Origin of the sequence: Nonomuraea sp. NPDC048826 (assembly GCF_043198225.1) — a bacterium.
GTDB lineage: Bacteria > Actinomycetota > Actinomycetes > Streptosporangiales > Streptosporangiaceae > Nonomuraea.
This window is the reverse complement of record NZ_JBICUQ010000005.1, coordinates 59,650-85,907: the sequence shown is the minus strand read 5'-3', so window position 1 is coordinate 85,907 and position 26,258 is coordinate 59,650. Positions and strand designations below refer to the sequence as shown.

26 protein-coding genes are annotated in these 26,258 nt (G+C 70.5%); 11 read left to right on the top strand and 15 right to left on the bottom strand.

Going from position 1 to position 26,258, the window contains the following annotated elements; genetic code table 11:
* Window positions 1-166: 166 nt before the first annotated feature.
* Window positions 167-1,351, top strand: a complete 1,185-nt coding sequence (locus ACGFI7_RS18755; RefSeq protein ID WP_393405873.1) for a cytochrome P450 — start codon at window positions 167-169, stop codon at window positions 1,349-1,351.
* Between the two features lie 249 nt (window positions 1,352-1,600).
* Complete coding sequence (locus ACGFI7_RS18750; protein ID WP_393405871.1) at window positions 1,601-3,088, top strand: ATP-binding protein; 1,488 nt, start codon at window positions 1,601-1,603, stop codon at window positions 3,086-3,088.
* 26 nt (window positions 3,089-3,114) lie between these two features.
* On the opposite strand, the gene ACGFI7_RS18745 is transcribed toward ACGFI7_RS18750, so the two are convergent.
* Both ACGFI7_RS18745 and ACGFI7_RS18740 read right to left on the bottom strand, forming a co-directional pair.
* Window positions 3,115-3,915, bottom strand: coding sequence for a hypothetical protein (locus ACGFI7_RS18745; protein WP_393405869.1), 801 nt, complete (start codon window positions 3,913-3,915; stop codon window positions 3,115-3,117).
* 531 nt (window positions 3,916-4,446) lie between these two features.
* Entirely contained in the window at window positions 4,447-4,683 is a 237-nt protein-coding gene (locus tag ACGFI7_RS18740) for a hypothetical protein (protein WP_393405867.1), read from the bottom strand.
* Window positions 4,684-4,861: 178 nt separating this feature from the next.
* On the opposite strand from ACGFI7_RS18740, the gene ACGFI7_RS18735 reads away from it, so the two are divergent.
* Window positions 4,862-6,094 carry a helix-turn-helix transcriptional regulator gene (locus tag ACGFI7_RS18735; RefSeq protein ID WP_393405865.1) on the top strand — a complete coding sequence of 411 codons (1,233 nt, stop codon included), beginning with the start codon at window positions 4,862-4,864 and terminating at the stop codon, window positions 6,092-6,094.
* A gap of 220 nt (window positions 6,095-6,314) precedes the next feature.
* On the opposite strand, the gene ACGFI7_RS18730 is transcribed toward ACGFI7_RS18735, so the two are convergent.
* Window positions 6,315-6,719, bottom strand: coding sequence for a DUF2000 family protein (locus tag ACGFI7_RS18730; protein WP_393405863.1), 405 nt, complete (start codon window positions 6,717-6,719; stop codon window positions 6,315-6,317).
* A 67-nt stretch (window positions 6,720-6,786) separates the two neighbouring features.
* Here ACGFI7_RS18730 and ACGFI7_RS18725 point away from each other — a divergent pair, with 67 nt between their 5' ends.
* Window positions 6,787-7,599, top strand: a complete 813-nt coding sequence (locus ACGFI7_RS18725) for an AraC family ligand binding domain-containing protein (RefSeq protein ID WP_393405861.1) — start codon at window positions 6,787-6,789, stop codon at window positions 7,597-7,599.
* A gap of 111 nt (window positions 7,600-7,710) precedes the next feature.
* On the opposite strand, the gene ACGFI7_RS18720 is transcribed toward ACGFI7_RS18725, so the two are convergent.
* Window positions 7,711-8,736, bottom strand: coding sequence for a GDP-mannose 4,6-dehydratase (locus ACGFI7_RS18720; RefSeq protein ID WP_393405859.1), 1,026 nt, complete (start codon window positions 8,734-8,736; stop codon window positions 7,711-7,713).
* A 212-nt stretch (window positions 8,737-8,948) separates the two neighbouring features.
* Here ACGFI7_RS18720 and ACGFI7_RS18715 point away from each other — a divergent pair, with 212 nt between their 5' ends.
* From ACGFI7_RS18715 to ACGFI7_RS18700, 4 genes are all read left to right on the top strand, one after another.
* Window positions 8,949-10,190 carry a glycosyltransferase family 4 protein gene (locus ACGFI7_RS18715; protein ID WP_393405857.1) on the top strand — a complete coding sequence of 414 codons (1,242 nt, stop codon included), beginning with the start codon at window positions 8,949-8,951 and terminating at the stop codon, window positions 10,188-10,190.
* Between the two features lie 37 nt (window positions 10,191-10,227).
* On the top strand, window positions 10,228-10,944 hold the full coding sequence (locus ACGFI7_RS18710) for a class I SAM-dependent methyltransferase (protein ID WP_393405855.1): 717 nt from the start codon (window positions 10,228-10,230) through the stop codon (window positions 10,942-10,944).
* Window positions 10,941-11,981: a prenyltransferase gene (locus ACGFI7_RS18705; protein WP_393405853.1), complete on the top strand. Its 1,041-nt coding sequence runs from the start codon at window positions 10,941-10,943 to the stop codon at window positions 11,979-11,981. The genes ACGFI7_RS18710 and ACGFI7_RS18705 overlap by 4 nt, the downstream gene beginning before the upstream one ends.
* A 140-nt stretch (window positions 11,982-12,121) precedes the next feature.
* Complete coding sequence (locus ACGFI7_RS18700; protein WP_393405851.1) at window positions 12,122-13,093, top strand: DUF1702 family protein; 972 nt, start codon at window positions 12,122-12,124, stop codon at window positions 13,091-13,093.
* A gap of 5 nt (window positions 13,094-13,098) precedes the next feature.
* On the opposite strand, the gene ACGFI7_RS18695 is transcribed toward ACGFI7_RS18700, so the two are convergent.
* A complete protein-coding gene (locus ACGFI7_RS18695) occupies window positions 13,099-13,728 on the bottom strand; it encodes a class I SAM-dependent methyltransferase (RefSeq protein WP_393407117.1) in 630 nt (209 codons plus the stop codon).
* A gap of 83 nt (window positions 13,729-13,811) precedes the next feature.
* Here ACGFI7_RS18695 and ACGFI7_RS18690 point away from each other — a divergent pair, with 83 nt between their 5' ends.
* From ACGFI7_RS18690 to ACGFI7_RS18680, 3 genes are read left to right on the top strand one after another with little or no spacing between them, the layout of a single operon-like run.
* A complete protein-coding gene (locus ACGFI7_RS18690) occupies window positions 13,812-14,264 on the top strand; it encodes a pyridoxamine 5'-phosphate oxidase family protein (RefSeq protein WP_393405849.1) in 453 nt (150 codons plus the stop codon).
* The gene (locus ACGFI7_RS18685; protein ID WP_393405847.1) at window positions 14,261-14,452 is read left to right on the top strand and encodes a ferredoxin; all 192 of its coding nucleotides are present in this window, start codon (window positions 14,261-14,263) and stop codon (window positions 14,450-14,452) included. The genes ACGFI7_RS18690 and ACGFI7_RS18685 overlap by 4 nt, the downstream gene beginning before the upstream one ends.
* Window positions 14,453-14,467: 15 nt before the next feature.
* Window positions 14,468-15,553, top strand: coding sequence for a Zn-dependent alcohol dehydrogenase (locus ACGFI7_RS18680; RefSeq protein ID WP_393405845.1), 1,086 nt, complete (start codon window positions 14,468-14,470; stop codon window positions 15,551-15,553).
* Window positions 15,554-15,623: 70 nt separating this feature from the next.
* On the opposite strand, the gene ACGFI7_RS18675 is transcribed toward ACGFI7_RS18680, so the two are convergent.
* From ACGFI7_RS18675 to ACGFI7_RS18630, 10 genes are all read right to left on the bottom strand, one after another.
* Complete coding sequence (locus ACGFI7_RS18675) at window positions 15,624-16,148, bottom strand: DinB family protein (RefSeq protein ID WP_393405843.1); 525 nt, start codon at window positions 16,146-16,148, stop codon at window positions 15,624-15,626.
* Between the two features lie 32 nt (window positions 16,149-16,180).
* On the bottom strand, window positions 16,181-16,774 hold the full coding sequence (locus ACGFI7_RS18670; protein WP_393405841.1) for a hypothetical protein: 594 nt from the start codon (window positions 16,772-16,774) through the stop codon (window positions 16,181-16,183).
* Window positions 16,775-17,173: 399 nt separating this feature from the next.
* The gene (locus ACGFI7_RS18665) at window positions 17,174-18,181 is read right to left on the bottom strand and encodes a sugar phosphate isomerase/epimerase family protein (RefSeq protein ID WP_393405839.1); all 1,008 of its coding nucleotides are present in this window, start codon (window positions 18,179-18,181) and stop codon (window positions 17,174-17,176) included.
* Window positions 18,178-19,326 carry a Gfo/Idh/MocA family protein gene (locus ACGFI7_RS18660; RefSeq protein ID WP_393405837.1) on the bottom strand — a complete coding sequence of 383 codons (1,149 nt, stop codon included), beginning with the start codon at window positions 19,324-19,326 and terminating at the stop codon, window positions 18,178-18,180. The genes ACGFI7_RS18665 and ACGFI7_RS18660 overlap by 4 nt, the downstream gene beginning before the upstream one ends.
* An 11-nt stretch (window positions 19,327-19,337) precedes the next feature.
* Window positions 19,338-20,393: an ABC transporter substrate-binding protein gene (locus ACGFI7_RS18655; protein ID WP_393405835.1), complete on the bottom strand. Its 1,056-nt coding sequence runs from the start codon at window positions 20,391-20,393 to the stop codon at window positions 19,338-19,340.
* Window positions 20,390-21,418: an ABC transporter permease gene (locus ACGFI7_RS18650; protein WP_393405833.1), complete on the bottom strand. Its 1,029-nt coding sequence runs from the start codon at window positions 21,416-21,418 to the stop codon at window positions 20,390-20,392. The genes ACGFI7_RS18655 and ACGFI7_RS18650 overlap by 4 nt, the downstream gene beginning before the upstream one ends.
* Window positions 21,418-22,902, bottom strand: a complete 1,485-nt coding sequence (locus tag ACGFI7_RS18645) for a sugar ABC transporter ATP-binding protein (protein WP_393405831.1) — start codon at window positions 22,900-22,902, stop codon at window positions 21,418-21,420. The genes ACGFI7_RS18650 and ACGFI7_RS18645 overlap by 1 nt, the downstream gene beginning before the upstream one ends.
* A gap of 11 nt (window positions 22,903-22,913) precedes the next feature.
* Window positions 22,914-24,071, bottom strand: a complete 1,158-nt coding sequence (locus tag ACGFI7_RS18640) for an ROK family transcriptional regulator (RefSeq protein WP_393405829.1) — start codon at window positions 24,069-24,071, stop codon at window positions 22,914-22,916.
* A 153-nt stretch (window positions 24,072-24,224) separates the two neighbouring features.
* Window positions 24,225-25,097, bottom strand: a complete 873-nt coding sequence (locus tag ACGFI7_RS18635; protein WP_393405827.1) for an SDR family oxidoreductase — start codon at window positions 25,095-25,097, stop codon at window positions 24,225-24,227.
* Between the two features lie 67 nt (window positions 25,098-25,164).
* Entirely contained in the window at window positions 25,165-26,223 is a 1,059-nt protein-coding gene (locus ACGFI7_RS18630; protein WP_393405825.1) for an MBL fold metallo-hydrolase, read from the bottom strand.
* Window positions 26,224-26,258: the final 35 nt, after the last annotated feature.

Sequence of the window (26,258 nt, the reverse complement as noted above, 5' to 3'; positions counted from 1 at the left end):
AGCGTCGTCCTCTGGACCAGGCAATCATCCGACGACAGATGACTGGTTGTCCCAGGTCGGAGGTTTACCAGGCTCCCTACCGGTCATCTTGACGGCCGTACAGGCGCGTAATAGAACACGTTTCAGCAGGGCTTTCACAGAGCGCTCTACCAAGAGGGTGAACCGGGTGCACATCGACCTCGTCGACCAGGACCGTTACGCCACCTCCGGACCTCCGCACGAGCAGTTCTCCTGGCTCAGAGAACATGATCCTGTGCACTGGCACGAGGGCGAGCCGGGCTTCTGGGCCGTCACCCGCTACGAGGACGTGGTGCACGTCTCGCGCCACTCGGAGCTGTTCTCCTCGGCGCGGAAGCTGGCCCTGTTCAACGAGATGCCCGAAGAGCAGCGGGCGCTGCAGCGCATGATGATGCTCAACCAGGACCCGCCCGAGCACACCCGCCGCCGCTCCCTGGTCAACCGCGGCTTCACCCCCCGCGCCATCGGCGCGCTCCAGCAGCACATCCGCGACATCTGCGATGACCTGCTCGACACGTGCGGCCCCGAGGCCGACTTCGTCACCGACGTCGCCGCCCCGCTGCCGCTCTACGTGATCTGCGAGCTGCTCGGCGCGCCCGTCGAGGACCGCGACAAGATCTTCACCTGGTCCAACCGCATGATCGGCGCCCAGGACCCCGACTACGCCGCCTCCCCCGACGAGGGCAGCGCCGCCGCCGCCGAGGTCTACGCCTACGCCAACGAGCTGGCGGCCAAGCGCCGCGCCAACCCGCGCGACGACATCGTCACCAAGCTCCTGCAGACGGACGAGAACGGCGAGACCTTGTCGGAGGACGAGTTCGACCTGTTCGTCCTCCTGCTGGTGGTAGCCGGCAACGAGACCACCCGCAACGCCGCCTCGGGCGGCATGCTCGCCTTCTTCGACCACCCCGACCAGTGGGACCGCCTGGTCGCCGACCCCTCGCTCGCCGCCACGGCCGCCGACGAGATCGTCCGCTGGGTCTCCCCCGTCAACCTCTTCCGCCGCACCTCCACCCGCGACCAGCTCCTCGGCGGCCAGACCGTTAAGGAGGACGACAAGGTCGTCGTCTTCTACGGCTCCGCCAACCGCGACCCCGCCGTCTTCCCCGACCCCGAGGTCTTCGACATCGGCCGCACCCCCAACCCGCACATCGGCTTCGGCGGCGGCGGCGCCCACTTCTGCCTCGGCAACCACCTGGCCAAACTGGAGCTCCGCGTCCTCTTCGAACAGCTTGCCCGCCGCCACCCGCGCCTCCGTCAGACCGGCCCCGCCCGCCGCCTGCGCTCCAACTTCATCAACGGCATCAAGGAGCTCCCGGTCGCCATGAGCTGACGCCGTCGCCACCCGTACGACCTCGGCCGGTGGCGCGGCCGAGGCCGGACGCCGCGACAGCCACCGAACACCAAGCCCCCACCGAACGTGGCCGCTCAATCTCCTCATGCGCTACAGAAGCGATGACAGTATGTGACCATGCGACCACCCCCAGCGAAATCCTTCAACACCGCCGGCCCGTGTGACCCGCGACGCCACTACATGGTGCCTCCCACTCCGCGACTTCCCCAGGCGCGAGCACTGATAGAGATGGACCGGTATTTCGTGGTCCACGCGCCCCGGCAGACCGGCAAGACGACCGCGCTGGAAGCCCTGGCATCCGAACTGACCGCCGAGGGCGACATCGCCGCGCTGATGTTCTCCTGCGAGACTGCCAAGGCTGCCGGCGAGGACGTCGCCCTCGCGGAGTCGCTTCTGCTGGATTCCCTCCGCGACGCCGCCGAGTGGTCGGGATGGCCGGAGGAACTGCTGCCGCCGGATCCCTGGCCGCAGTCCTCTCCCGGCAGCCGCCTTCGTGCGGCACTGCGTGAGTGGTGCCGCCGGAGCCCGCGCCGGGTGGTGCTGCTCCTGGACGAGGTCGACGGCCTGCAGGGCAACAGCATGATCAGCATTCTCAGCCAGCTCCGTGACGGCCACAACTCGCGGCCGAAAGGGCGTCCGTTCCCCGCATCCGTGGTGCTGTGCGGGCTGCGCGACGTGCGTGACTACAAGGTCGCCTGCGGCGGCGACGCCGACCGGTCGAATCCGATCAGCCCGTTCAACATCGTCACCGAGTCGCTGCGGCTGGGTGACTTCACCGCCGGCCAGATCGGCGAGCTGTACGGCCAGCACACCGAGGCGACCGGCCAGGAGTTCACCAAGGACGCGGTGGACCGGGTCTTCGAGCTGACCCAGGGCCAGCCGTGGCTGGTCAACGCCCTCGCCCATGAGATCACCTTCACCATGGGCGTGACCGGCGCCGTCACCATCGGGCAGGTGGAGAAGGCCAAGGAGCGGTTGATCCGGGCGCGCGCCATCCACCTGGACGCCCTCGTGGCGCGGTTGTACGAACCGCGGGTGGAACGGGTGATCGAACCGATCGTGGCGGGAACATGGCCCGGCACGGACACGTCTTTCGACGATGACGTCTCCTATGTTCACGATCTGGGCCTGATCCGGGGGACCCGGGATCTGGAGATCGCCAACCCGATCTATCGGGAGGTTCTGCTACGGGTCCTGGGCGACCGTACGGAACGGTTCGTGAAGGCCGACCCGCGCAGCTTCGTGCTGCCGGACGGCCGGTTCGACCTGGAGCGGCTGCTGCGGGAGTTCGTCGTGTTCTGGCGCGAGCACGGCGAGGTGCTCATCCAGCAGGAGGGCTACCACGAGGCCGCCTGCCAGATCATCCTCATGGCCTTCCTGCACCGGCTGGTCAACGGCGGCGGCCAACTCGACCGGGAGTACGCCGCCGGCACCAAACGTCTGGACGTGCTGGTCCGCTGGCCCTACCCCGGCCCGGACGGCGAACGCCTCGTGCAGCGCGAAGCGATGGAGCTCAAGGTCTGGCGAGCCGGCAAGGACGACCCCCTCTTCGACGGCCTCGCCCAGCTCGACGGATATCTGGACCGGCTCAGCCTCACCACCGGCGTGCTGGTCGTCTTCGACCGGCGGCCCGAGGCCGCGCCCTGGAACCAGCGAGGCACGTTCGAGCAGGCGACCACGCCGTCCGGCCGCCAGGTCACCGTTCTCCGTGGATGACCACGAACGCGCCACGTAAGGGGGTTCTACCCGTACGACCTGCCGCGGCGGGACGTGCGGGGGCGGCGGGTGGCGCGGATGCGGGCGAGGATCCGCACCATGCCCTCGGGGCCCGGCTGCCACCCGCGCTCGATCAGGGCGTTCGCCACGACCTCCAGGAGGTCGGCGGCCCGGCCGGGGATGACGTCGGGGCCCGCGACGACGATCCGCCAGCCGAGGTCGCGCAGCTCGGCCCGGCGCAGTGAGTCGTGGCGGCGGTCGGCGGGGGTGGCGTGGTGCTCGCGGCCGTCGTACTCGACCGCCACCTTGTACGCCTCCCACCCGAGGTCCAGGCAGGCGTGACGGCCCCCGGGGAGAGCGACGCGAAGCTGCGTCGCGGGTCTGGGCAGCCCGCAGTCGGCCAGCATCACCCTCACCCAGCTCTCCCTCGGGGACGCGGCCCGTCGGTCGGCGAGGGTCAGCACGTCCCGGGCGCGACCCGAAAGGGTGCGGTGCCACAGCGGGCCGAGGTCGACGCCCCGGCGGAGGAACTGGTCCAGCACCACCACCGCCTCGGCCCTGGGCAGCCAGTGGGCGCAGTCGAAGGCCGTGCGGGCGGGGGTGGTGACGCGGATCCCGTCGTGGAGCGTGACGTCGGCAGTGGGCAGGACCCCGGCGTGGGTGACGCAGCCGGGGATCTCCAGCCCTTCAGGGGTGATCAGCTCCAGCGGCTGCCCGGCGCCGGGGTGGTGGAGGACCTCCACGCCCCACACCCGAGCCGCCGCGGCCCGGCACACCACCGCCTGGGGCAGTGCCCGCGTGACCCGCCGCGCCCGGACCAGCAGCATGGTCTTCTCCCGCTGCCGCTCCCGCTTGAGAGCCCGCGCCGGGCTCTCCCCTTTGATGTCGTAGAGCGAGTGAGAACCAGAGTCGCTGTCGTCCGACGCGCGGGAGGGGACGCGGGATCCGCGGCTCGATGCTCCCTCGCGCGAAGATCGTGGGCGGTCGGATGTCAACCTGCCATCCGGGACGGCCACCTGATCAGCATGCGGGCGGCCGGAGGCGGAGCCAACGTCGGGGACAGTCATGGGTTGAGCATGCAAGAGAGGGACCGAGGAGGTGCGGCCGAGTGGGGTTCTGTGGACGGCCGGGCGTCATCCCCAGAAGATGGCCGCTCGTCACCTCGGCAGCTGCCCGACATCACTCCGCCCTCGCCGGTCGCGGACCCCAGGTGAACCGGGCCGTTGTAGACCCAGGCCACCTCACGCCACCCACCGAGTCGGAGGCAACGGCCAGGACCTGGTCACGCATGGCCGTTGCCAGCTCCGGGGCGCGAAGCTGTGCAGTTGGAAATGCTGGCACCGCTGCGGCGGACGCGGTCACCGGGCTCTCCATACGTCCCGGCGCGCCTGCTCGGCGATGCCTTCCTGCTCCGCGATGGCCTGGCACAACCTCACCAGGTCGTCCGCATCGACCGTACGGTGCGCGCCCGCGTTTTCGACGGCCCGGGGGAACGGTCGCTCGCGGGTCGCCCAGAACCGCCCGGCGTCGCTGCGCATGATCCGCCATCCGGCGAACACCGGAGGAGCGGTGACAAGAGTCCTGTCGTGTGTCATGGGTCAGGACCACCATCCTGATCAAGGGGTCCGTACGGCGGTTCCAGCGCCTACGGACCCCGGCTTCGATCGCGTCACCTCCGATTACAACAGTGAGTAATCTTTTGATCACAGGTGTGATTGGGGGACGCTAAGGGTGGTCAGAACGTCCCCCAGGTCTGACAGCGAGGTGCTCACGGTGGTGACCGAACTTCCTGCATGGGCCGTACGGCTGCGCGCCGAGCGGCGCAACCGGCTCTGGAGCCAGAAGGACATGGCCCGACGCCTGGTCGAGGCCGCCGACGACGACGTACGAGTCCGGCTCCCTTCTCGGGAGAGCATCGTCCGCCGGATCAAGGCGTATGAGGCCGGACGCGACCAGCCTGATGACCCTTACCGCCTCCTGTACGCCCGGGCCTTCGGCCTCGCCGAGGACGAGCTGTTCGAGCACAACCCTCGAAACCTCGGATGCGCTGGTGACGATGAGTGGAACGCCCTGGAGCTGTCTCGCCGTGCCGCCGCCACTGAGGTGGGGCAGGACACTCTCGAACGGCTGGAGGCGGCGGTCGACGACCTCGCCGTGGCCTATCACCGAACGCCGCCCCGCAAGTCGCTGGTCCATGTTCGTCGCCATCTCGATTACGTCTCCCAACTCCTGGACGGCAAGAAAACGCTGATCGAGCATCGACGGCTGCTGGTGGCCGGCGGCTGGCTCTCACTCCTCGCGGCAACCTGCCTCATAGACCTGCGCCGGTTCCCTGCCGCAACGGCGCGGCTGCGTACGGCCACCCAGCTCGCGAAAGAGACAGAGCACCGTGAGATCGCGGCATGGTGCCTGGAGACGGAGGCGTGGCAGGTCCTCATCGACGGCGAATACCGGGGGGCTCTGACGCTCTCCCAGGCGGCGCGGCGGGTGGCGCCCAAGGGCGGTTCGGCGTACATCCAGGCGGTCGCTCAGGAGGGCCGGGCCTGGGCGCGTCTGGGTGCCGCCCGCGAGACGCGCGAAGCGCTGAACGTGGTGGCCCGGCTGGTCGCTCCTCTGCCGACTCCCAACAGGCCCGAGCACCACTACCGCTACGACCCGGCCAAGTCCGACGCCTACATCGCGACAACACTCTCCTGGCTCGGCGACTCCGCGGCCGAGTCGTACACTCGCGGAGTGCTTGCCCGGCTGAAGTCCGACGGCCCTGCACGACCGCGCCGCGCCCTCGCCGCAGGGCTCGACCTGGCTCTCGCGCTCCTGGCCAATGACCAGCCCGACGAGGCAGGGCACATAACGCTCACCGCCCTCACCAACCCGCACCTCGTACCTTCGCACCATTGGCGTGCCACAGAGGTGATCGGAGCCTTGGAAGCCCGGCGGGCACCAGAGGCCAAGCACCTACGTGAGGCATACCGAGAGCTTTGCGGCCCTGCCATCCAGCGTTTCTGATGACCGCCCGGAATCTTCTCAGGGAGAGGTGTGAGTCCGGCAAGGAGCGGCGTCGACTCTTCGGTCGTGTTCGGGTCATCGCCTTGGGGAGGCGCATTCAGCACTTCCAGCAAGCCGAGGCACTCGATGAAGGACGTGATCTCGGCGGCCGATACAAGCAGCTCAAACCCGGGACGGTCGGCCGCCTTTCACCTGTCGTCATCCACCAGGCGCACCACCGTCAGGGGTGCAGGGAGAGGCCCTTGAGGGTTTTGTCCACGGCGTTCTTGGGCCCGTACACCGCGAGCCCGACGAGTTGCAGGTCGGGCGCCGCCACCGCGCGCACGGCGGCGCGGTTGTCCACGTCGTTGCCCGTCTTGAACATCTCCTCGATGTAGACCGCCACCCGCAACCCCCGGCCCACGGCCTTCTCACGGACGGCGGCCAGCGACTCGGCCGTGTAGACGAGCACCGGCTGGCGGAACATCGGCAGGTAGGCGTTCCCGGACCCGTCCTCGTACGGCTCCCCGATCGTCTCCGGCTCGCCGCCGGCGACGGCGCTGGCGAGGAAGGCGGTGACGTTCAGCTTCTGCCAGGTGGCCAGGTCCTCGCGGACCACGATGCCGATCTTCGTGTCGAAACGCATGATGTCCAGGATGCCGTCAGCGCGTCCGCCGGGTCTTGAACGCTGGTGCGGCTCGTAGCATGGGTGCGTGGCACGTGATTGGTCCCGCTACTGGAGGTCCCCCGACCGGCCCATCGAGGCCATGCACGCCCACTTCGCGCGCCACGTCTACCACCGGCACAGCCACGAGACCTACTCGTTCGGCATGACCGAGGACGGCGCGCAGTCGTTCACCTGCCGGGGGTCGGCGCACACGAGCACGCCCGGCATGGTCATGGCCTTCAACCCCGACGACCCGCACGACGGCCGGGCCACCGACGCGCTCGGCTTCACCTATCGGATCGTCCATCTCGGCCCCGGCCTGGTGTCGGAGGTGCTCGACGACCTGGCGGGCCGCCGCACGGGGCTGCCGCTGTTCGCCGAGCCGGTGGTGCACGACCCCGCGCTCGCCTCGGCGCTGCGCGCGCTGCACGCCGCCCTGCTCGGCGGGGCGTCCGCGCTACGCCGCGACGAGCTGCTCGCCGTCACGGTGGGGGCGATGGTACGGCGCGCGGCCACCAGGCCGGTCACTGCGGCGGCCGCCTCCGGCGGGGTGGCGGCGCGGGCCGGGGCCCTGCTGCGCGACCGCCTCCTGGACGACCTGACCATCGACGACCTGGCCCAGGAGGCGGGCACCAGCAGGTTCGCCGTCTACCGGGCGTTCCGCGCCGCGTACGGGATGGCGCCCAGCGAGTACCAACGCCTGCTCAGGCTCAGGGAGGCGCGCCGGCTCATCGCGGTCGGGACCCCGATCGGCGAGGTGGCGGCGCTCACCGGGTTCGCCGACCAGAGCCACCTGACCCGCTGGTTCGGCCGCTGCTTCGGGCTCACCCCGGCCGCCTACCGCGCCGCCGCGGCCTGAGCCCCCGGCCGCCTACCGCACCGTCGCGGCCTGAGCCTCGGCCGCCTACCGCGCCGCCGCGGCCTGAGCCCCCGGCCGCCCACCGCGCCGCGGCCTGAGCTCCGGCACCCGTCACGGCCAGGAGGACTCCTGGTCGGGGTCGCCGCCGTCGGTCAGCAGGCGCAGGTCCGACTCGACCATCATCGCCACCAGCTCGTCGAACGACACTGTCGGCTCCCAGCCGAGCTGCACCCTGGCCTTCTTCGGGTCCGCGCAGAGCAGGTCCACCTCGGCCGGCCGGTGCAGCGCCTGGTCGGTGACCACGTACCGCTCCCAGTCGAGCCCAGCCGCCGCGAACGCGGCCTGGGCCAGCTCCCTGACGGACTTCATCCGCCCGGTGCCGATCACGTAGTCCTCCGGCTTGCCGGCCTGGAGCATGAGGTGCATGGCGCGGACGTAGTCGCCGGCGAAGCCCCAGTCGCGCCGCGCCTCCAGGTTGCCCAGCCGCAGCTCACCGGCGAGGCCGAGCTTGATGCGGGCCACGCCGAGCGAGACCTTGCGGGTGACGAACTCGGCGCCGCGCCGGGGCGACTCGTGGTTGAACAGGATGCCGGAGACCGCGAACATCCCGTACGACTCGCGGTAGTTCTGCGTCAGGAAGTGCCCGTACGCCTTGGCGACCCCGTAGGGGGAACGCGGGTGGAAGCCGGTGCTCTCGTTCTGCGGCGTCTCGCTGACCTGGCCGAACATCTCCGAGGACGAGGCCTGGTAGAAGCGGATCTGCCCGCCGGAGGGCCGTCCGCCGCGCGACACGCCGGAGCACACGCGGATGGCCTCCAGCACGCGCAGCACGCCCATCCCGGTGACCTCGGCCGTCAGCTCGGCCTGCTCCCACGACATCGGCACGAACGAGATGGCGCCGAGGTTGTAGACCTCGTCGGGCTGAACGCGTTCCACCGCGGAGATCAGCGAGCCCTGGTCCAGCAGATCGCCCCGGACGAGCCGGACGTCCGCGAGGAGCTTGCGGATGCGCGACACGCGCGGGTTGGCCTGGCCTCGGGCCAGCCCCCACACCTCGTAGCCCTGATCGAGCAGGTGCTCCGCCAGATAAGAACCGTCCTGGCCGGTGATGCCGGTGATCAGAGCGCGCCTGGCCAAGGGTCCTCCAACTCTCGCCTACCCGGGAATACTATCTAGAACACGTTCCACCGAACAACGCTCGGTCAGGCTAATGCCGCAGTTCGCACGGCTTGTCCATGCGACTGTGAACCATTCCAGATGACGTACCGAATGGTAGCCTTCTCGGACTAAGGTCATCTTTCACGGTACACGCCCGCGTTCCGGGCCTACCGGCGGAGAAAGGGGTGTCCGTGAGCACGGACTCGCTGCGGATCGCGCTGCTGTCCTACCGCAGCAAGCCCACCTGCGGCGGCCAGGGCGTCTATCTTCGCCACCTGAGCCGCGAGCTGGTCGCACTCGGCCACCACGTCGAGGTGTTCTCCGGCCAGCCGTACCCGGAGCTCGACGAGGGCGTCGTCCTGCGCGAGGTGCCCAGCCTCGACCTCTACCGCGACGAGGACCCGTTCCGCACCCCCGGGCTCTCCGAGTACCGCGACTGGATCGACCTCCTGGAGGTCGGCACCATGTGGACCGCGGGCTTCCCCGAGCCGCTGACCTTCACCCTGCGCGCCTACCGGGAGCTGAAGAAGCGCGTCGGCGACTTCGACGTGGTGCAGGACAACCAGACCCTCGGCTACGGCCTGCTCGGCATCCAGAAGCTGTTCCCGGTGGTCGGCACCATCCACCACCCGATCAGCGTGGACCGGCGCATCGAGCTGGAGGCCGCCAAGGGGGTCAAGAAGCTGACCATGCGCCGGTGGTACGGGTTCGTGAAGATGCAGGCCAAGGTCGCGCCCCAGCTCAACCCCATCCTGACCGTCAGCGAGTCGTCGCTGGCCGACATCCACCGCGACTTCAACGTCCCGCAGGCCAACATGCGCCTGATCCCGCTCGGCGTCGACACCCGCTACTTCCACCCGCGGCCGGACAAGCCACGCCGCAAGGGCTCGATCGTGGCCGTGGCCAGCGCCGACTCCCCGATGAAGGGCGTCGCCACGCTGCTGCGGGCCGTCGCCAAGCTCGCCACCGAGCGCGACGTCAACCTCACCGTGGTGAGCCGGCCGACCCCGGGCGGGCCGACCGAGCAGCTCGTGCAGGAGCTGTCGCTGCAGGATCGGGTCCGGTTCGTGCACGGGATCTCCGACGACGAGCTGGGCGAGCTGATCGCCACCTCGGAGATCTCGGTCGTCCCTTCGCTGTACGAGGGGTTCTCGCTGCCCGCCGTCGAGCACATGGCCTGCGGCACGCCGCTGGTGGCCAGCCGTACGGGCGCGCTGCCGGAAGTCGTGGGCGACGCCGCGGTCCAGGTCGCGCCGGGCGACGCCGAGGAGCTGGCCGCGGTGCTGCGCCGGCTGCACGACTCCCCCGAGGAGCGCGAGCGGGTCGGCCGGGCCGGCTACGAGCGGGTCATGGAGCGCTACACCTGGCACGTGGTGGCCAAGAAGACCGTCGAGGCCTACCGGGAGGCCATCGCCGCCCGCCGGTCCCGCTGACGACCCTGCTGCTGACGATGACAAGGAGATCTCTCTCGTGCTGACCGTCGACTTCGACCGGCTGCCCGTGGGCCGCGGGGTGCGCGTGCTCGACCTGGGGTGCGGCGGTGGCCGGCATGCCTTCGAGGTGTTGCGCCGCGGTGCCGACGTGGTCGCCTTCGACATGGACCAGGCCGAGCTCGACAGCGTGTCGGCCATGTTCGTGGCGATGGACAAGGCGGGCGAGGTGCCGGCCGGCGCCACCGGCGAGACCGTCCAGGGGACGGCGCTCGACATGCCGTTCGAGGACGCGAGCTTCGACCGGGTGATCGCCGCCGAGGTGCTGGAGCACATCCCGGACGACATGACGGCGATGCGGGAGATCTTCCGGGTGCTCAAGCCGGGCGGCACCGCCGCGATCACGGTGCCGAGCTTCCTGCCCGAGCGGATCTGCTGGGCGCTGGACGAGGACTACCACACGGCCCCCGGCGGGCACGTGCGCATCTACACGCTGGCCGAGCTGTCGGCCAAGCTGAAGTCCATCGGGTTCGTCATCGGCCCGCACCATCACGCGCACGGCCTGCACGCACCGTACTGGTGGATCAAGTGCGCCGTCGGCGTCAACAACGACGATCACCCGCTCGCCAAGGCCTACCACGAGCTGCTCGTGTGGGACATCATGAAGCGCCCGCCGGCCACCAGGATCGCCGAGGCGCTGCTGAACCCGATCATCGGCAAGAGCGTCGTGCTCTACGTGCGAAAGCCCGAGGCGTGATCTCGCGCGAGCAGGTCGCGCAGACCGCCGAGAGCATCGCGGCCATCCAGCAGGACGACGGGGGCGTGCCCTGGCCCGAGGGGCACGTCGACGCGTGGAACCACATCGAGTGCCTGATGGCCATGGCCGTCGCCGGGCTGCGCGGGCCGGTCGAGCGGGGCTACGCCTGGCTGGCCGGCCACCAGCGCGAGGACGGCTCCTGGCCGATGAAGGTGACCGGCGGGGTCGCGGTGGAGCGGGGCGGCGAGTCCAACCACGCCGCCTACATCGCGGTCGGGCTCTGGCACCACTGGCTGGTGACGGGCGACCGGGCGTTCGCCGAGGACCGCTGGCCGATGGCCAAGGCGGCGCTCGACTACGTGGTGGGGCTGCAGACCGAGCGCGGCGAGATCGTCTGGGAGCGCGACGCGCACGGCCGGCCGGCCACGTACGCGCTGCTGACCGGCTGCGCCTCCATCCACCAGGGCCTGCGCTGCGGGGTGCGGCTCGCCGACCACCTGGGCGACCCGCAGCCGCACTGGGAACTGGCCGCCGACCGGCTGGCGCACGTGCTCGCCGCGCACCCGGAGGCGTTCGCCGACAAGAGCCGCTACTCGATGGACTGGTACTACCCCGTACTCGGTGGCGCGGTGCGCGGCCCGGCCGCCGTCGAGCTGCTGGAGCGGGAGTGGGGCACGTTCGTGGTGCCGGGGCTCGGCATCCGCTGCGTGTCGGACCAGCCGTGGGTGACGGGCGCGGAGACGTGCGAGCTGGCGCTGGCCCTGGACGCGCTCGGCGACCGTGACCGCGCGGCCGCGCTCTTCGCCGACATGCAGCACCTGCGGCACGAGGACGGCTCGTACTGGACCGGCTGGCAGTTCGCCAACCGCAAGCACTTTCCTCACGAGCGGTCCGGCTACACGGCCGCCGCCGTGATCCTCGCGGCGGACGCCCTGCAGGGGCTCACCGGCGGGGGCGGGATCTTCCGCGATGTCGCCGCGCCGTCCGGCCTGACCGGCCGTCCGGAGCTGTGCGGCTGTACGCCCGCCAGAGCGTGACACGCAAGCGGTTTTGCCGCTTCTTTGCCCGTGGGGCCCGTGCGGCACCGTGAAAGCGCCCAATGCGGTTACTAGCTTCGGGAGCGACCGTACGAGGCGTCTTCGGGGGAAGCGTGGGCGACACGGGCACAACATCGTTCTTGGAGCACGTCGGAACCGAGCCGGTGATGAGCCCGGCCCGAGGATGGCGGCGGCTGCTGGCGAAGGATCCGCGCGAATCGGACCTGAGCAGGCGGAGGTTCCGGCTCACCAGGCCGGCCTCCAGAGCCGTCATCGAGCGCGCGGAGAGGTCTTACCTCTCCGGGTTCAACGCGGTCGTCGCGCGGGACGTCGAGCGGATCGAGGATCTCTCGCGTGACCAGCGGGCCTTCGCCTACGAAGGGGCGGGGGCCGCGTGCGCGGTGCTCGATCTGGTCACCCTGACCCGGGGCCGGCGCCTTCGCGAGCTACTGGCCGGCCCCGCCGCGCACCACCCGTTCGCCGCCCATCTGGGGGCGGGCCGCGGCTACGCCATGCTGCGCATGCGCCCGGTGCGGGCCACCCGGCGGGCGCACCCGCTGCTGCGCTGGCTGGCGCTGGACGGGTTCGGATTCCAGTGGAGCCTGGCGCGGGCCGACCGGATGGTGGGCGAGCGGGCCATGCCCGACCTGCTGTCGCGGGCCCACTGCGCGCTGTTCGACCAGGGGCTGGGGCGGCTGCTCTGGTATCACGACTGCGCCGCTCCCGACGACGTGGCGGCCAGGGTCGCCGCCTATCCGGTGGCGCGGCGGGCGGCGCTGTGGAGCGGCGTGGGGTTCGCCGCCGCCTACACCGGCGGCGCGGAGGCCGACGAGCTGTGGTGGCTGACCGAGCACGCGGGCGCCGACGGCTTCCGCGCGCACCTGGCGCAGGGCTGCGCGTTCGCCGTCGCGGCCAGGGCGCAGGCCGGGCCGCTGCCGGACCACCTGGCGCAGGCGGCGCCGATCCTGGCGGGCGGCGAGGCGGACGAGGCCGCCGGCTGGGCGGACCGGGCGCTGCTGGTGCTCGGTGAGGACCCGCACGGCCATGAGGGGTTCCTCGCCTGGCAGGCGCACACCCGCCGGCTCTGGCTGCGCCGCCACCAGCCGGCCTGACGCCGTCAGATCCCGTCGCCGACGCGTTCGAGGACCCGCAGCGAGCCTGTCACGCTCACCTCGGTGAACGCGCCGGACTTCAGCGCCCGCAGGTAGACCCGGTAGGGCGCCTGCCCGCCGTCGGCGGGGTCGGGATAGACGTCATGGAACACCAGCGCCCCGCCGAGCGTGATGTGCGGGGCCCAGCCCTCGTAGTCGCGGGTCACCGGCTCCTCGGAGTGGCCGCCGTCGATGAAGAGCATGCCCACGGGCGTCGCCCACAGCCGCGCCACCCGGTCGGACTGCCCGACGACGGCGATCACCTCGTCCTCCAGCCCGGCGGCCGCGATCGTGGCGCGGAAGGTGGGCAGGGAGTCCATCTTGCCGAAGCGCGGGTCGACCAGCGTGGGGTCGTGATGGGCCCAGCCGGGCTGGATCTCCTCCGAGCCGCGGTGGTGGTCGACGGTGACGACCACGGAGCCGGTCTCGCGGGCGGCGGCGCCGAGATAGATCGCGGACTTGCCGCAATAGGTGCCGATCTCGCAGATCGGCCCGCGCGGCCCGTACTCCCGAGCCGCCTCGTACAGGGCCAGGCCCTCCTTCGGAGGCATGAAGCCTTTGGCGTGCTCAGCTGCGTAGAGCAGCTCGGGCGGCATCGTCATGCCCAGCACCTTAACGGTACCGAACAATATTCGGGCCACCCCTTGCCCGGCATAATGCAACCTGTTCTACTGGCAGCGTGAATCAGCGCGCACGCATCTCGATGCCCGAGGAAGAGGTGGCCGCGTTCCTGGAAGAGGGACGCAAGCTCCAACTCGCCACGATCAACTCCGACGGCACGCCCCACCTGGTGACCATGTTCTACGGCCTCGACAAGGGCAGGATCACCTTCTGGACGTACGCCAAGTCGCAGAAGGCGCTCAACCTGTCCCGCGACCCGCGGGTGAGCTGCCTGATCGAGCTGGGCGACGACTACGACGAGCTGCGCGGGATTCTGGTGTACGGGCGAGTCACGGTCCTCGACCGCCCCGAGGACATCCTCGACGTCGGCATGCTGGTGGCGCGCCGGATGACCCCGGGCGTGCCCGACGAGCAGCTGCGACCCTACGTGGAGCACACCGGGCGCAAGCGGCTCGCGTACGTCGTGGAGCCTGACAAAGTGGTCTCATGGGATCACCGGAGAATCACGTGAAAGTCAGCGTTGACGAGCTGGTCTGCGAGGCCAACGCCGTGTGCATGGGCCTCGCTCCCGAGGTCTTCGAACTCGACGACGACGACCGGCTCCACATCCTGCTCCCCGAACCGCCCCCCGAGATGCTGGACCGCGTCCGCCACGCGGTGCGGTCCTGCCCCAAAGCCGCCCTCTCCCTTGAGGACTAGCCGGAGGAGGAAACCATGCGCGCCGCGCTCCTGCACGCCGTAGGTGACGACAAGCTGGACATCCGCGACGACATCACCCTGGCCCCCGTCGGGCCGGGCGACGTCCGCGTACGGATCAAGGCGACGGGCGTCTGTCACTCCGACCTGTCGGCCATGACCGGCGTGCTGCCCCAGCCCGTGCCGCTGATCCCCGGCCACGAGGGCGCGGGCGAGGTGGTGGAGGTCGGCGAGCACGTCGGCTCGGTCCAGCCGGGCGACCACGTGGTGATCAGCTGGCGGCCCGCCTGCCAGGAATGCGACCTGTGCCTGGGCGGTCAGCCGTTCCTGTGCATGAAGTACATCATCGAGTCGTTCACCAAGGGCAACTTCCGCTTCGGCGGCGACACCACCGCTTTCGGCATGGCCGGCTGCGGCACCTGGGCCGAGGAGATCGTGGTGCCGTCGGTGGGCGTGGTGAAGATCGACCCCGAGGTGTCGTGGGAGGCGGCGGCCCTGATCGGCTGCGGCATCACCACCGGCGTGGGCGCCGCGATCAACACCGCCAGGGTGCGCCCCGGCTCCACGGTCGCGGTGATCGGCTGCGGCGGCGTCGGCCTGTCGGTGATCCAGGGCGCGCGCATCTCCGGCGCCAGGACCATCCTCGCCATCGACCCGCTGGAGTCCAAGCACGCGCTGGCCAAGAAGGTCGGCGCGACCCACGCGGTCACCCCCGAGGAGGTGCCGGGCGCGCTGGCCGAACTCACCGGCGGCAGCGGCTTCGACTACGGCTTCGAGGTCGTCGGCAAGGCGGCCACCATCCAGTCGGCCTGGCAGATCACCCGCGCCGGCGGCGACGTGATCGTGGTCGGCGCGGGCGCGGCCGACGACATGGTCTCGATCTCCGCGTTCAGCCTGCTCTTCGAGGGCAAGAACCTCCTGTCGAGCCTGTACGGGGAAGCGGACGTCCGCCATGACTTCCCGTACTTCGCCAAGCTCTACAAGGCCGGCCAGCTCGACCTGGAGTCGCTGATCAGCTCCCGCATCAAACTGGCCGACCTCAACGACGCGGTGGCCGCGCTCAAGAGCGGCGAGGTGCTGCGCCAGATCGTCGTCATGGACTAGGTTCCGGCCCCCTTCTTCCGTCCCGCCTCCACGGGGACGCGGGACGGAAGGAGGTCACCGCCGTCGCCGGTCACCTGCCCACCCGGTGGGCCCAGAGGTCACGCAGCAGCGCGATCTCGGCGCCGTGGTGGATGACCTCGCGGTTGATGTGCAGCACCAGCGTGGCCATCGGCCGGTCGCCGTACGACCCCTCGGCCGGTCCGCACGGCCGTGCCAGCGCCTCGGCGTCCAGCGACCGCACCCCCTGCGACCAGCGCGCGAACCCCTCGTCGAGCTGGTCCAGCGCCTCCGCCGCCGTCTTGGCGTACGGGTGGGTCATGTAGTCGAACGGCGGGCCGCCGAAGTGGCTGTGCGCGCGGGCCCCGAAGATGCCGACGATGATGTGCGCCAGCCGCCAGGCGATCGTGGTCACCGGCTCGGGCCGCGGAGGCGGCACGTCCCAGTCGATGGGCCGGTCACCGCCCGGGTGGATGGTCCAGGCGCCGGGGGCCGGCTCCCACAGGTACTCCTCGTCGGTGAGGCCGTCGAGCCGGGGTCGGAGCTGGTTGGTCCAGTGCCAGTCGAGCTGGTCGTGAAGCTCTCTTGTCCAGTTCATGGGCCATGCCTACCCCGGCTTGGCGCGGCTTCTCAGCTGTGGCCGCCGTGGGCCGGGCCCGACGGGCACTTCACCCGCGGGTTCCACTGCTCGAACAGGCCCTTCGGATTGTCCTTCCAGATCCACAGGTGCAGGTCGTAGTGGATGGGCATGCCGTCCTCGTGCGGGCCCATCGGCCCCTGGAACTCCTGCCCGAGCAGCGTGGGCCGGTCGTCGGCGGTGGCGATGCGCTGGTCCCTGTCGCGCTTGAAGTACTCGACCGCCCCCAGCTTCCGCCCGCCGCGGCCGTCGGGCACGTACACGAGGATTTCCGGACGCATGAGATCGATCTTCGGGTCCTGGATGAGCCGCTCGTTGGCGTAGTGGTATCCCATGCCGCCGAGCGGCTCACCGCCGGGCAGTTTGTACGGGAATTCCCAGCAACTGTCGGTCCTTTCGTAGCCGTACCGCTCGGCCACCCGCGGATCCCGGAATTTCGCCGTCTCCTTGCGCAGCCGCTTGAGCCAGCTGGACGGGCTGATGGTCGTCAGGTCGCCCCGGCCCGCTTCGACAGCCGCCGTCGTCGGGGCCGTCGCCGCAGCTGGGAGGGCTATGGGGGACGCTGCGCACGCGGTAGCCAGGAGCATGGATGCGATTCTTCTCATGCCCTTGTTCGTCCACTGACGCCCCTCAGGACAAACACGAAAGGCACCCAATTCTTCACCGTCCGCGGCGTATTCGCCTTTCTCCGGGTTGCGGTCTCAGGTGATTAATTCCGGACATTTCCCATTAAAGACGGTGTGCCACTTTTGCCCCTACCGAGGCCGCGCGGGCACCGACCTCCTGGGCGGGGTCTCACGCGTGTCCCAACGCGTACTGGCCAGGCGCCGTTCGGTGAGAGTCAGCAGCCGGCCCGCGGGCGGGGAGCGCGAGGGGCAGCGGCCTCTCGCCCCGGGGGGCAGCCCCCGTCGGGCGCGGCCCGAGGTGTGGGGCGCGGAGCGACTGGAAGGCGAGGACCTCGGGTTCCAAGGTCCTCGCCGTAAGGGTCAGCCGCTGCTGAAGGCCGCGTCGAAGGCCGTCGCCGGCGGGGTGATGGAGTTCATGGTGCGGATGTACGACAGCGCCTCGCGGGCCCCGTCGAGCCGGTCCATCCCGGCGTCCTCCCATTCGATCGAGATCGGTCCCTCGTACCCGATGGAGTTCAGCGCGCGGAAGCAGTCTTCCCAGGGCACGTCCCCGCGGCCGGTGGAGACGAAGTCCCAGCCGCGCCGCATGTCGGCCCACGGCAGGTGCGACGACAGGCGGCCCCGGCGGCCGTCGCCGACGCGTACGCGGGTGTCCTTGCAGTCGACGTGGTAGATCCGGTCGGCGAAGTCGAGGATGAACGCCACCGGGTCGAGGTCCTGCCACACCATGTGGGACGGGTCCCAGTTGAGCCCGAACGCGGGCCGGTGGCCGATGGCCTCCAGGGTGCGCACGGTGGTGTGGTAGTCGTAGGCGATCTCGCTCGGGTGGACCTCGAGCGCGAACCGTACGCCGACCTCGTCGAACACGTCCATGATCGGGTTCCAGCGGTCGGCGAAGTCCTGGTAGCCGGCGTCCACCATGGAGGCGGGCACGGGCGGGAACATCGCGACGGTGTGCCAGATGGACGAGCCGGTGAACCCGACGACGGTGTCGACGCCGAGCGCGGCGGCGGCCCTGGCGGTGTTCTTCATCTCCTCGGCGGCGGCCTGGCGCACCGACTCGGGGTCGCCGTTCCCCCAGATGCGGGCGGGCAGGATGGCCTTGTGCCGCTCGTCGATGGGGTGGTCGCAGACGGCCTGGCCCACGAGGTGGTGGGAGATGGTCCACACCTTCAGGCCGTGCTTGTCGAGCTGCGCCCGCTTCTGCTCGACGTACGACGGGTCGGAGACGGCCTGGGCGACGTCGAAGTGGTCGCCGGAGCAGGCGATCTCCAGGCCGTCGTAGCCCCATTCGGCGGCGAGCCGGCACACCTCCTCGAACGGCAGGTCGGCCCACTGGCCGGTGAACAGCGTGACGGGTCTCATCAATCCTCCACAGCGGTGTAGCGGCTGCCGTCGGCGGCGCTGCGCTCGACGGCGGCGAGCACGCGCTGGACCCGCAGCCCCTCGGCGAACGACGGGGTGGGGTCGGCGCCCTGCCCGATGGCCTCCAGGAAGTCCTTGATCTCGTGGGTGAACGTGTGCTCGTAGCCGAGCCCGTGGCCGGGCGGCCACCACGCGCCGACGTACGGGTGGTCGGGTTCGGTGACGAGGAGGCGCTCGAAGCCGCGCCCGCCGTCGCTGACCCACAGCTCGTTCATCGCCTCGAAGTCGAAGGCGAGGCTGCCGAGCGAGCCGTTGAGCTCGATCCGCAGCGCGTTCTTGCGGCCGGTGGCGAACCGGGTGGCCTCGAACGAGCCGACCGCCCCGCCCGACAGCCGCCCGATGAACAGGGCGGCGTCGTCGACCGTGACGGGCCCCCTGCCGGTGCCGCCGCTGGCGGCGAGTCCGGACGAGCCTTCGGAGAGCGGCCGTTCCTTGATGAACGTCTCGGTGAGCGCGGAGACGCCGACGATGTGCTGACCGGCGATGAACTGGGCGGCGTCGATGATGTGCGCGCCGATGTCGCCGAGCGCTCCCGAGCCGGCCTTGTCCTTCTGCAGCCGCCACACCAGCGGGAAGTCCGGGTCGACGATCCAGTCCTGAAGGTACTGGGCGCGCACGTGGCGGATCTCGCCGAGGCGTCCCTCCTCGACCATCCGGCGGGCCAGTGCGATGGCGGGGGCCCTCCGGTAGTTGAACGCCACCATGCTCTTGCCGGTGGCCGAGGCGGCCGCCGCCGCCATGGCCTCGGCCTCGGGAACGGTGTTGGCCAGCGGCTTCTCACAGATGACGTGCTTGCCCGCGCGGAGCGCGGCGATGGCGATCTCGGCGTGCGTGTCGCCGGGGGTGCAGATGTCGATGACGTCGACGTCCGCACGCCCGACCACCTCCCGCCAGTCGGTCACCGCCTCGTCCCACCCGAGCCGTGCCGCCGCCGTGTGGGTGGCCTCCTTGGACCGGCCCGCGATGACGCGCATGCGCGGCGTGACGGGCAGGTCGAAGAAGGCGGCGACGTTGCGCCAGGCCTGGGAATGGACGCGGCCCATGAAGGCATAGCCGATCATGCCGACGCCGACGGTTCTGTCAGACATGCAACCCCCGATCAGGATTCGAAGCCGAGTGGCAGGTACTTCTCGACGTTCTCCTTGGTAATGGTCTCGGACGCGAGTGTGATCGACTGGGGAACCTGGTTCTCCACGAGGTCACTCATGCCCTTCCCTTGGGCGATCAGACGAGCGAGCTTGATCGCGGAGGAGGCCATGGTGGGGCTGTAGGTGACGGTGGCCTTCAGCACGGAGTTGTCGTTCTGGATCTCCCGCATGGCGTTGGCCGAGCCGGCCCCGCCGACCATGATGAACTCGTTGCGGCCGGCCTCGCTGATGGCGGCGAGCACGCCGACGCCCTGGTCGTCGTCGTGGTTCCACATCGCGTCGATCTTGCTGTGGGCCTGGAGCAGGGAGGTGGCGACCTCGTTGCCGGTCTCGACGGTGAACTGGGCGTCCTGCTGGGCGGTGACGCTGAACCCGTAGGTCTTGAGCGCGTCGGCGAAGCCCTTGCTGCGGTCCTGGGTGAGCGGGAGGGTGGCGATGCCCTGGATCTCGACGATGACCGGGTTGGAGACGTTCTTCTCCTTGAGCGCGCTGCCGATGTAGTGGCCGGCGGCCACACCCATGCCGTAGTTGTCGCCGCCGATCCAGGAGCGGTAGGCGAGCTTGTCGGGGAAGATCCGGTCCAGGTTGACCACGGGGATGCCGGCGTCGGTGGCCCGCAGCGCGATCTGGTTCAGCTGCTGGCCGTCGTTGGGCAGGATGACCAGCGCGCTCACCTTGGCCGCGATGAGCGACTCGACGGCGGAGATCTGCTGGTTGATGTCGTTGGTGGGCTCCACGGGCCGGAACTCGACGTCCGTGTACTGCTTGGCGGTGGCTTCGGCGTTCTTGGCGATGGCCGCGATCCAGCCGTGGTCGGCGGCCGGGGCGGAGAAGCCGATGGTCACCTTGGTGCCGGGTTCGTCGTTGCCGCCGGCCGCCTGGGTGGGGGCGGGCGCGGCGGAGGTCGGCGAGGCGGACGGCTCATTGCTGGTGCAGCCGGCCGCCAGCAGCGCGGCTCCGCCGAGCCCGCCGATGAGGAATCCCCTGCGTGCGACGTTGTCACTCATGGTGCTCTCTCCTTCAGGTTCCGCCGCTGGAGAAGGACGGCGACGACGATGATCAGGCCCTTGGCGATCAGCTGGTCGCTGGTGTTGAGCCCGTTGAGGATGAACAGGTTGGTGATGAGCGTGAAGATGAGCAGGCCGAGGATCGATCCGATGATCGTGCCGCGGCCTCCGGTGAGCAGGGTGCCGCCGATGATGACGGCGGCGATCGCGTCGAGTTCGTACAGGTCGCCGTGGGTGGACGAGCCGGTCGTGGTGCGGGCCATGATCAGGATGGCGGCGATGCCGCAGCACAGCCCCGACAGCGCGTAGAGCAGCATGGTGTGGCGGCGCACGTCGATGCCGGCGAGCCGGGCCGCCTCCGGGTTGCCGCCGACGGCGTAGGTGCGTCGGCCGAACGTGGTCCGGTTGAGCAGGATCCAGCCGAGCACCACGACCAGCGCGAAGATGTAGACCAGCAGCGGCACGCCGAGCCACCGGGTGGTCGACAGGTCGACGATGGCGGAGTTGTCCTGCGTGATGAGCTGGGTCTTGCGGTCCGACATGCGCTGGGCGAGCCCTCGGGCGGCGACCAGCATGGCGAGGGTGGCGATGAACGGCACCAGCCGCCCGTACGCGATGAGCAGCCCGTTGACCAGGCCCGCCCCGGTGCCGACCAGGAGGGCGCAGATCGCCATGACGACCGGGCCGAACTCCTGTGTGGCCACCGTCGTGGCCCAGACCGAGGCCAGCGCCATGATCGCGCCGACCGACAGGTCGATGCCGCCGCCGATGATGACGAACGTGGCGCCGACGGTGATGACGCCGATGGTGGCGGCCAGCGACAGAATGCTGATCAGGTTGGAGGTGGTGGCGAACGCCTCCGGCCTGGTGACCAGGCCGACGACGACGAGCAGGGCGATCGCCACGAGCAGGCCCAGGTGGCCGCCCTCGATCAGGCCGCCGAGCGGGTTGCGCAGCGCCGAGCCCGGCAGCGCGAACCTGGGAGGCGGCTCGGTGTCCGTCCGTGGTTTCGTGGGGTCGCTCATCAAGCCGCCCTCCCGTTCATGATCATGTCGAGTACGAGGTGCTCGTCGAGTTCGCGGGCGTCGCCTTCGTGCAGGACGACGCCTTCGCGCAGCACCAGCACGCGGTCGGCGAGACCGAGCACCTCGGGCACCTCGCTGGAGACCAGCAGCACCCCGATGCCCCGGTCGGCCAGTTCGCGGATGACCGCGTACAGCTCGGCCCTGGCGCCCACGTCCACGCCCCGGGTCGGCTCGTCGAGGAGCAGCAGCTTGCGGCTGCCTAGCAGCCAGCGGGCGAGCACCGCCTTCTGCTGGTTGCCGCCCGACAGCGTCTTGATCGGCCGTTCCGGGTCGGGCGGGCGGATGTCGAGCGCCTTGACCAGCCGCTCGGCCTCCGCCCTCTCCCGGGTACGGTCGAGCCAGCCGAACGTGGCGAACCCGGGGAGGCTGCCGAGGGTGATGTTGGCCGTGACGCTCTGGTCCAGCAGGAGCGCCTGGGCCTTGCGTTCCTCGGGCGCCAGGCCCATCCCCCGGCGCACGTTGCCGGAGACGCTGTGCCGTACCCGCGTGCCTGACAGCACCACCTGGCCGGTGGCCGGGCGCGCCCCGTACACGGCTTCGAGGATCTCCGAGCGCCCGGAGCCGACCAGGCCGGCCAGTCCGACGATCTCGCCGGCCCGTACCGAGAACGACACGTCGCGGAACGCGCCCGGGGAGGTGAGCCCCTCGACCCGCAGCACCTCGTCGCCGGGCGGGTGGGCCGCCCGGGGCGGGAACACGTACTCGACGTTCCTGCCGGTCATCAGGGAGACGATCTCAGAGGTGGGGGTGTCGCGGGCGGGCAGGCCGACCGCGACGGTGCGGCCGTCCTTGAGCACGGTGACGCGGTCGCCGATCTCGCGGATCTCCTCCAGCCGGTGGGAGATGTAGACGACGGCCACGCCCGCGGCCGTCAGCTCGCGGATGATGCGGAAGAGGTTGTCCACCTCGTCGTGGGCGAGCGCGGCCGACGGCTCGTCCATGATGATCAGGCGGGCGTCGTGCGACAGCGCCCTGGCCATCGACACGACCTGCTTGGCCGCCGGGGACAACCGGCCGACCTCGGTGGTGGGGCGGATCTCGGGGTGGCCGAGGCGGGCCAGCACCTGGCGGGCGGCCCGGTTGCCCTCGGCCCGGTTGACGAAGCCGAACGTGGCGTGTTCGTGGCCGAGGAAGATGTTGTCGGTCACGCTGAGCCCGTCGACCAGGTCGAGCTCTTGGTAGATGGTGGCGAAGCCGAGCCTGATCGCGTGGTTGGGGCCTGACGGGCGGACCTGCTGCCCGTCGAACTCGATCGTGCCCTCGTCCGGCTGGTGGACGCCGGCCAGGACCTTGATGAGGGTGGACTTGCCGGCCCCGTTCTGGCCCAGCAGGCAGTGCACCTCGCCGGCCCGGACGTCCAGGTCCACGCCGTCCAAGGCGCGCACGCCGGGGAACTGCTTGACGATGCCCCTCATGACCAGCATGGGGCTCCCTTTCAGGCGGTGACGATCTTGTTGATGTTGTCCGGGGACAGGTAGTGCTCGATCGCCAGGATTCCGGCGCCCCACGCGGCGGCGTCGACTCCCATGCGGCTCGGCACGATCGACAGGTGGTGAGTGGCCAGCGGCAGCGACCGGCGGTAGATCGTCTCCCTGACGCCCGCGAGCAGGTGCTCGTGGACCCTGGAGAGCGCGCCGCCGATGACGATGGCCTCGGGGTTGAAGAAGTTGACCAGGCTGGCGAGCACCTCGCCGATGAGCCGCCCGGCCTCGCGCACCAGCCGCAGCGCCTGGGTGTTGCCGGCCTGGACGAGGGCGACGACGTCGGCGCCCGTCTCGGCGGGCACGCCCAGCTCGGTGAGCCGGCGGGCCACCGCGGCGCCTCCGGCCACGGCCTCCAGGCAGGCGCTGTTGCCGCACCGGCAGCCCGACTCCTCGTGGCCGCTGACGCGGATGTGGCCGATGTCGCCGGCCGAGCCCTGGGCGCCCCTGTGGAGCTTGCCCTCGGCCACGATGCCGCAGCCGATGCCGGTGCCGACCTTGACGAACAGCAGGTGGCGGGCCGCCGGGAAGGCGTTGCGGTGCTCGCCGAGCGCCATCACGTTCACGTCGTTGTCGACCAGGACGTCGACGCCGGAGAAGTATTCGGGGATGGGGTACTCGTTCCAGCCGGGCATGATCGGCGGGTTGTTGGGCCGCCCGGTGGCGAACTCGACCGGCCCGGGCACCCCCATGCCGATCACCCGCAGCGCCGCCCGGGGCCGTCCCGCGGCGGCGAGCAGCCGGTCGATCCGCCCGTCGACGTGGGCCAGGACCTTCTCCGGGCCTTCGCTGATGAGCAGCGGGTCCTCGCACTGGGCGAGCACGACGCCGGTCATGTCCATGAGCGCGATCCGGCAGTGGGTGGCGCCGAGGTCGACCCCGGCGAACGCGTGCTCCTCGGTGTGCAGGCGGAGCTGGCGTGGCGGCCGGCCGCCGGTGGATTCTCCGCTCTCGGTCTCCTCGACCAGCCCGCGTTCGATCAGCGCGTCCACCCGCTGCGAGATCGTCGAGCGGGCCAAGCCGGTGACACGGGCGAGATCAGAACGGGTCGTGGCGGAGCCTGCGCTGATGAGCGTCAGGACGTCGCCGGGCGAGCCCGGGGCGGGGGTCATGCCGCGACAATAAGATCACGCAACACGTAATTCAAGAGTGTGAGCGACATAACTCCCCATACTTACGCCGATCATCGAACAAAGTCTGATTTGTCGGGCATAGCAAAGGCCGGACGGGATCGTCCCGTCCGGCCTCGGCCTGGCGCGCTCAGCTCACAGCATGCGCTGCATCGACTCCATGGCCGACTGCACGTACGGCTGCTCGGCCATGATCTCGCCCCAGTGGTCGGCGATCGCCTCGGGCGTGAGGTCGTCGGTCTTCCAGCCGGGACCCTCCGCGACGAACACCCGGGCCACCCGGCCGGCGCCCACGCTGAACACCTCGCCGCTCACCTCGCACGACTCGTGCACCAGGTAGGCCACCAGGGCGCTGATCCGCTCCGGGGTGAACTTGGCCTCGAACTCCGCGGGCAGCAGCGACTCGGTCATCCGCGTCCAGGCGATCGGCGCGATGGCGTTGGCCTTGATGCCGCTCCGGGCGCCCTCGATGCCGATGGTCTTGGTCAGCCCGACCAGGCCCATCTTGGCGGTGGAGTAGTTGGCCTGGCCGAAGTTGCCGAACAGGCCGGCCGGGCTGGAGGTGTTGACGACCCGGCCGTAGCCGGCCTCCTTCATGTGCGGGTAGGCGGCCTGGCTGACCAGGAAGGAGCCGCGCACGTGCACGGCGAGCACGTTGTCGAAGTCCTCGACCGTCATCTTGGCGAGGGACTTGTCGCGCAGGATGCCGGCGTTGTTGATCACGATGTCGACCTTGCCGAAGGCGTCGAGCGCCGACTGCACGATCGCCCGCGCGCCCTCGGGGGTGGCGACGTTGTCGGTGCTGGCGATCGCCTGCCCGCCGTTCTTGGTGATCAGCTCCGCCACCTCGGCGGCGGGGCCGGTCGACGCGCCGGAGCCGTCGAGCGAGCCGCCCAGGTCGTTGACGACGACCTTGGCGCCGCGCTCGGCCAGCAGCAGCGCGTGCGAGCGGCCGAGGCCGTGCCCGGCCCCCGTGATGATCGCGACCCTGTCATCGAACCGCAGCATCGAACCTCCAGCCCAGGAGAACAACATTCTGTTAGGTGCACGATAACCCAGCACGCCCCGGTCGGCCTCAGACGCCGGTCCACAGCTCCGGCTCGCCCCGCAGACGGCGGGCCCGGCCGCGTGACTCCAGCCAGATCAGGTGGGCGAGTGTCTCGTTCCCCGCCGCCCGGCGCATGAACGGCGGGATCGACTCCCAGGGCCGCGACCAGGTGAGCTTGGTGGCCACGTCCCAGCAGGTGACGCCGTCGCCGCCGGAGATGACCTGCTCGATCTCGGCCAGCCGCTCGTGGTGGTGCTCCATCACGTAGTCGATCCGCCCGGCCAGCTCCAGGAACCGGTACTCGTGCGCGGGCAGGACCTCCTCCACGTCGAACGCGCGCAGCGCGTCCAGCGCGTCGAGGTAGTCGGCCAGCGGGTTCGGCGCCGACTGCGGGTGGACGGCGACGGCGGAGGTGATCCGGGGCAGCACGTGGTCGCCGGTGAACAGCAGCTTCCTGTCGGGCGCGGCGAAGCACAGGTGACCGGGCGAGTGGCCGGGGGTCCACACCGCGCGCAGGTCCCAGCCGGGCAGGTCGAGCCGGTCGCCGTCCTCCACGAGCCGGTCGGGCGCGGCCATCGTGACGAAGGTGCGGATCATCATGGACGCGCCCGCCAGCTCGTCCACGACCGAGGCGGGCACGCCGCACCGCACCAGCTGCGCCCGCTCCTTGGCGACCAGCGCGTCGATGAACGCCTCGTCGTACCGTTCGCGCAGCAGCCGCGCGTCGGCGGGGTGCAGCCCGATCCACGCGCCGGACGCCTCCCTGACCCGCCCGGCCAGCCCGTAGTGGTCGGGGTGGATGTGCGTGACGAGCACGGCCTTGACGTCGGTGATGGCGTAGCCGGCCACGCCGAGCCCGGCCGCGAGCGCCCCGTAGGCCTCGTCGGTGTCCCACCCGGCATCGATGATCGCCACGCCGTCGGCCAGCTCCAGCGCGTAGACGAGCACGTACCGCAGCGGGTTGACCGGGATGGGCACCGGGATGGACCACAGCCCCGGCCGCACCCGCTCGACCTCGGGGATGCCGCCGCCCGTCCAGGCCGCGCGCTGCTTCTCGCTGGAGGGGGTCACCACGAACTTCGCCATGCCTGTGATTGTGCCCGTCCTTTCAGAACCATGTT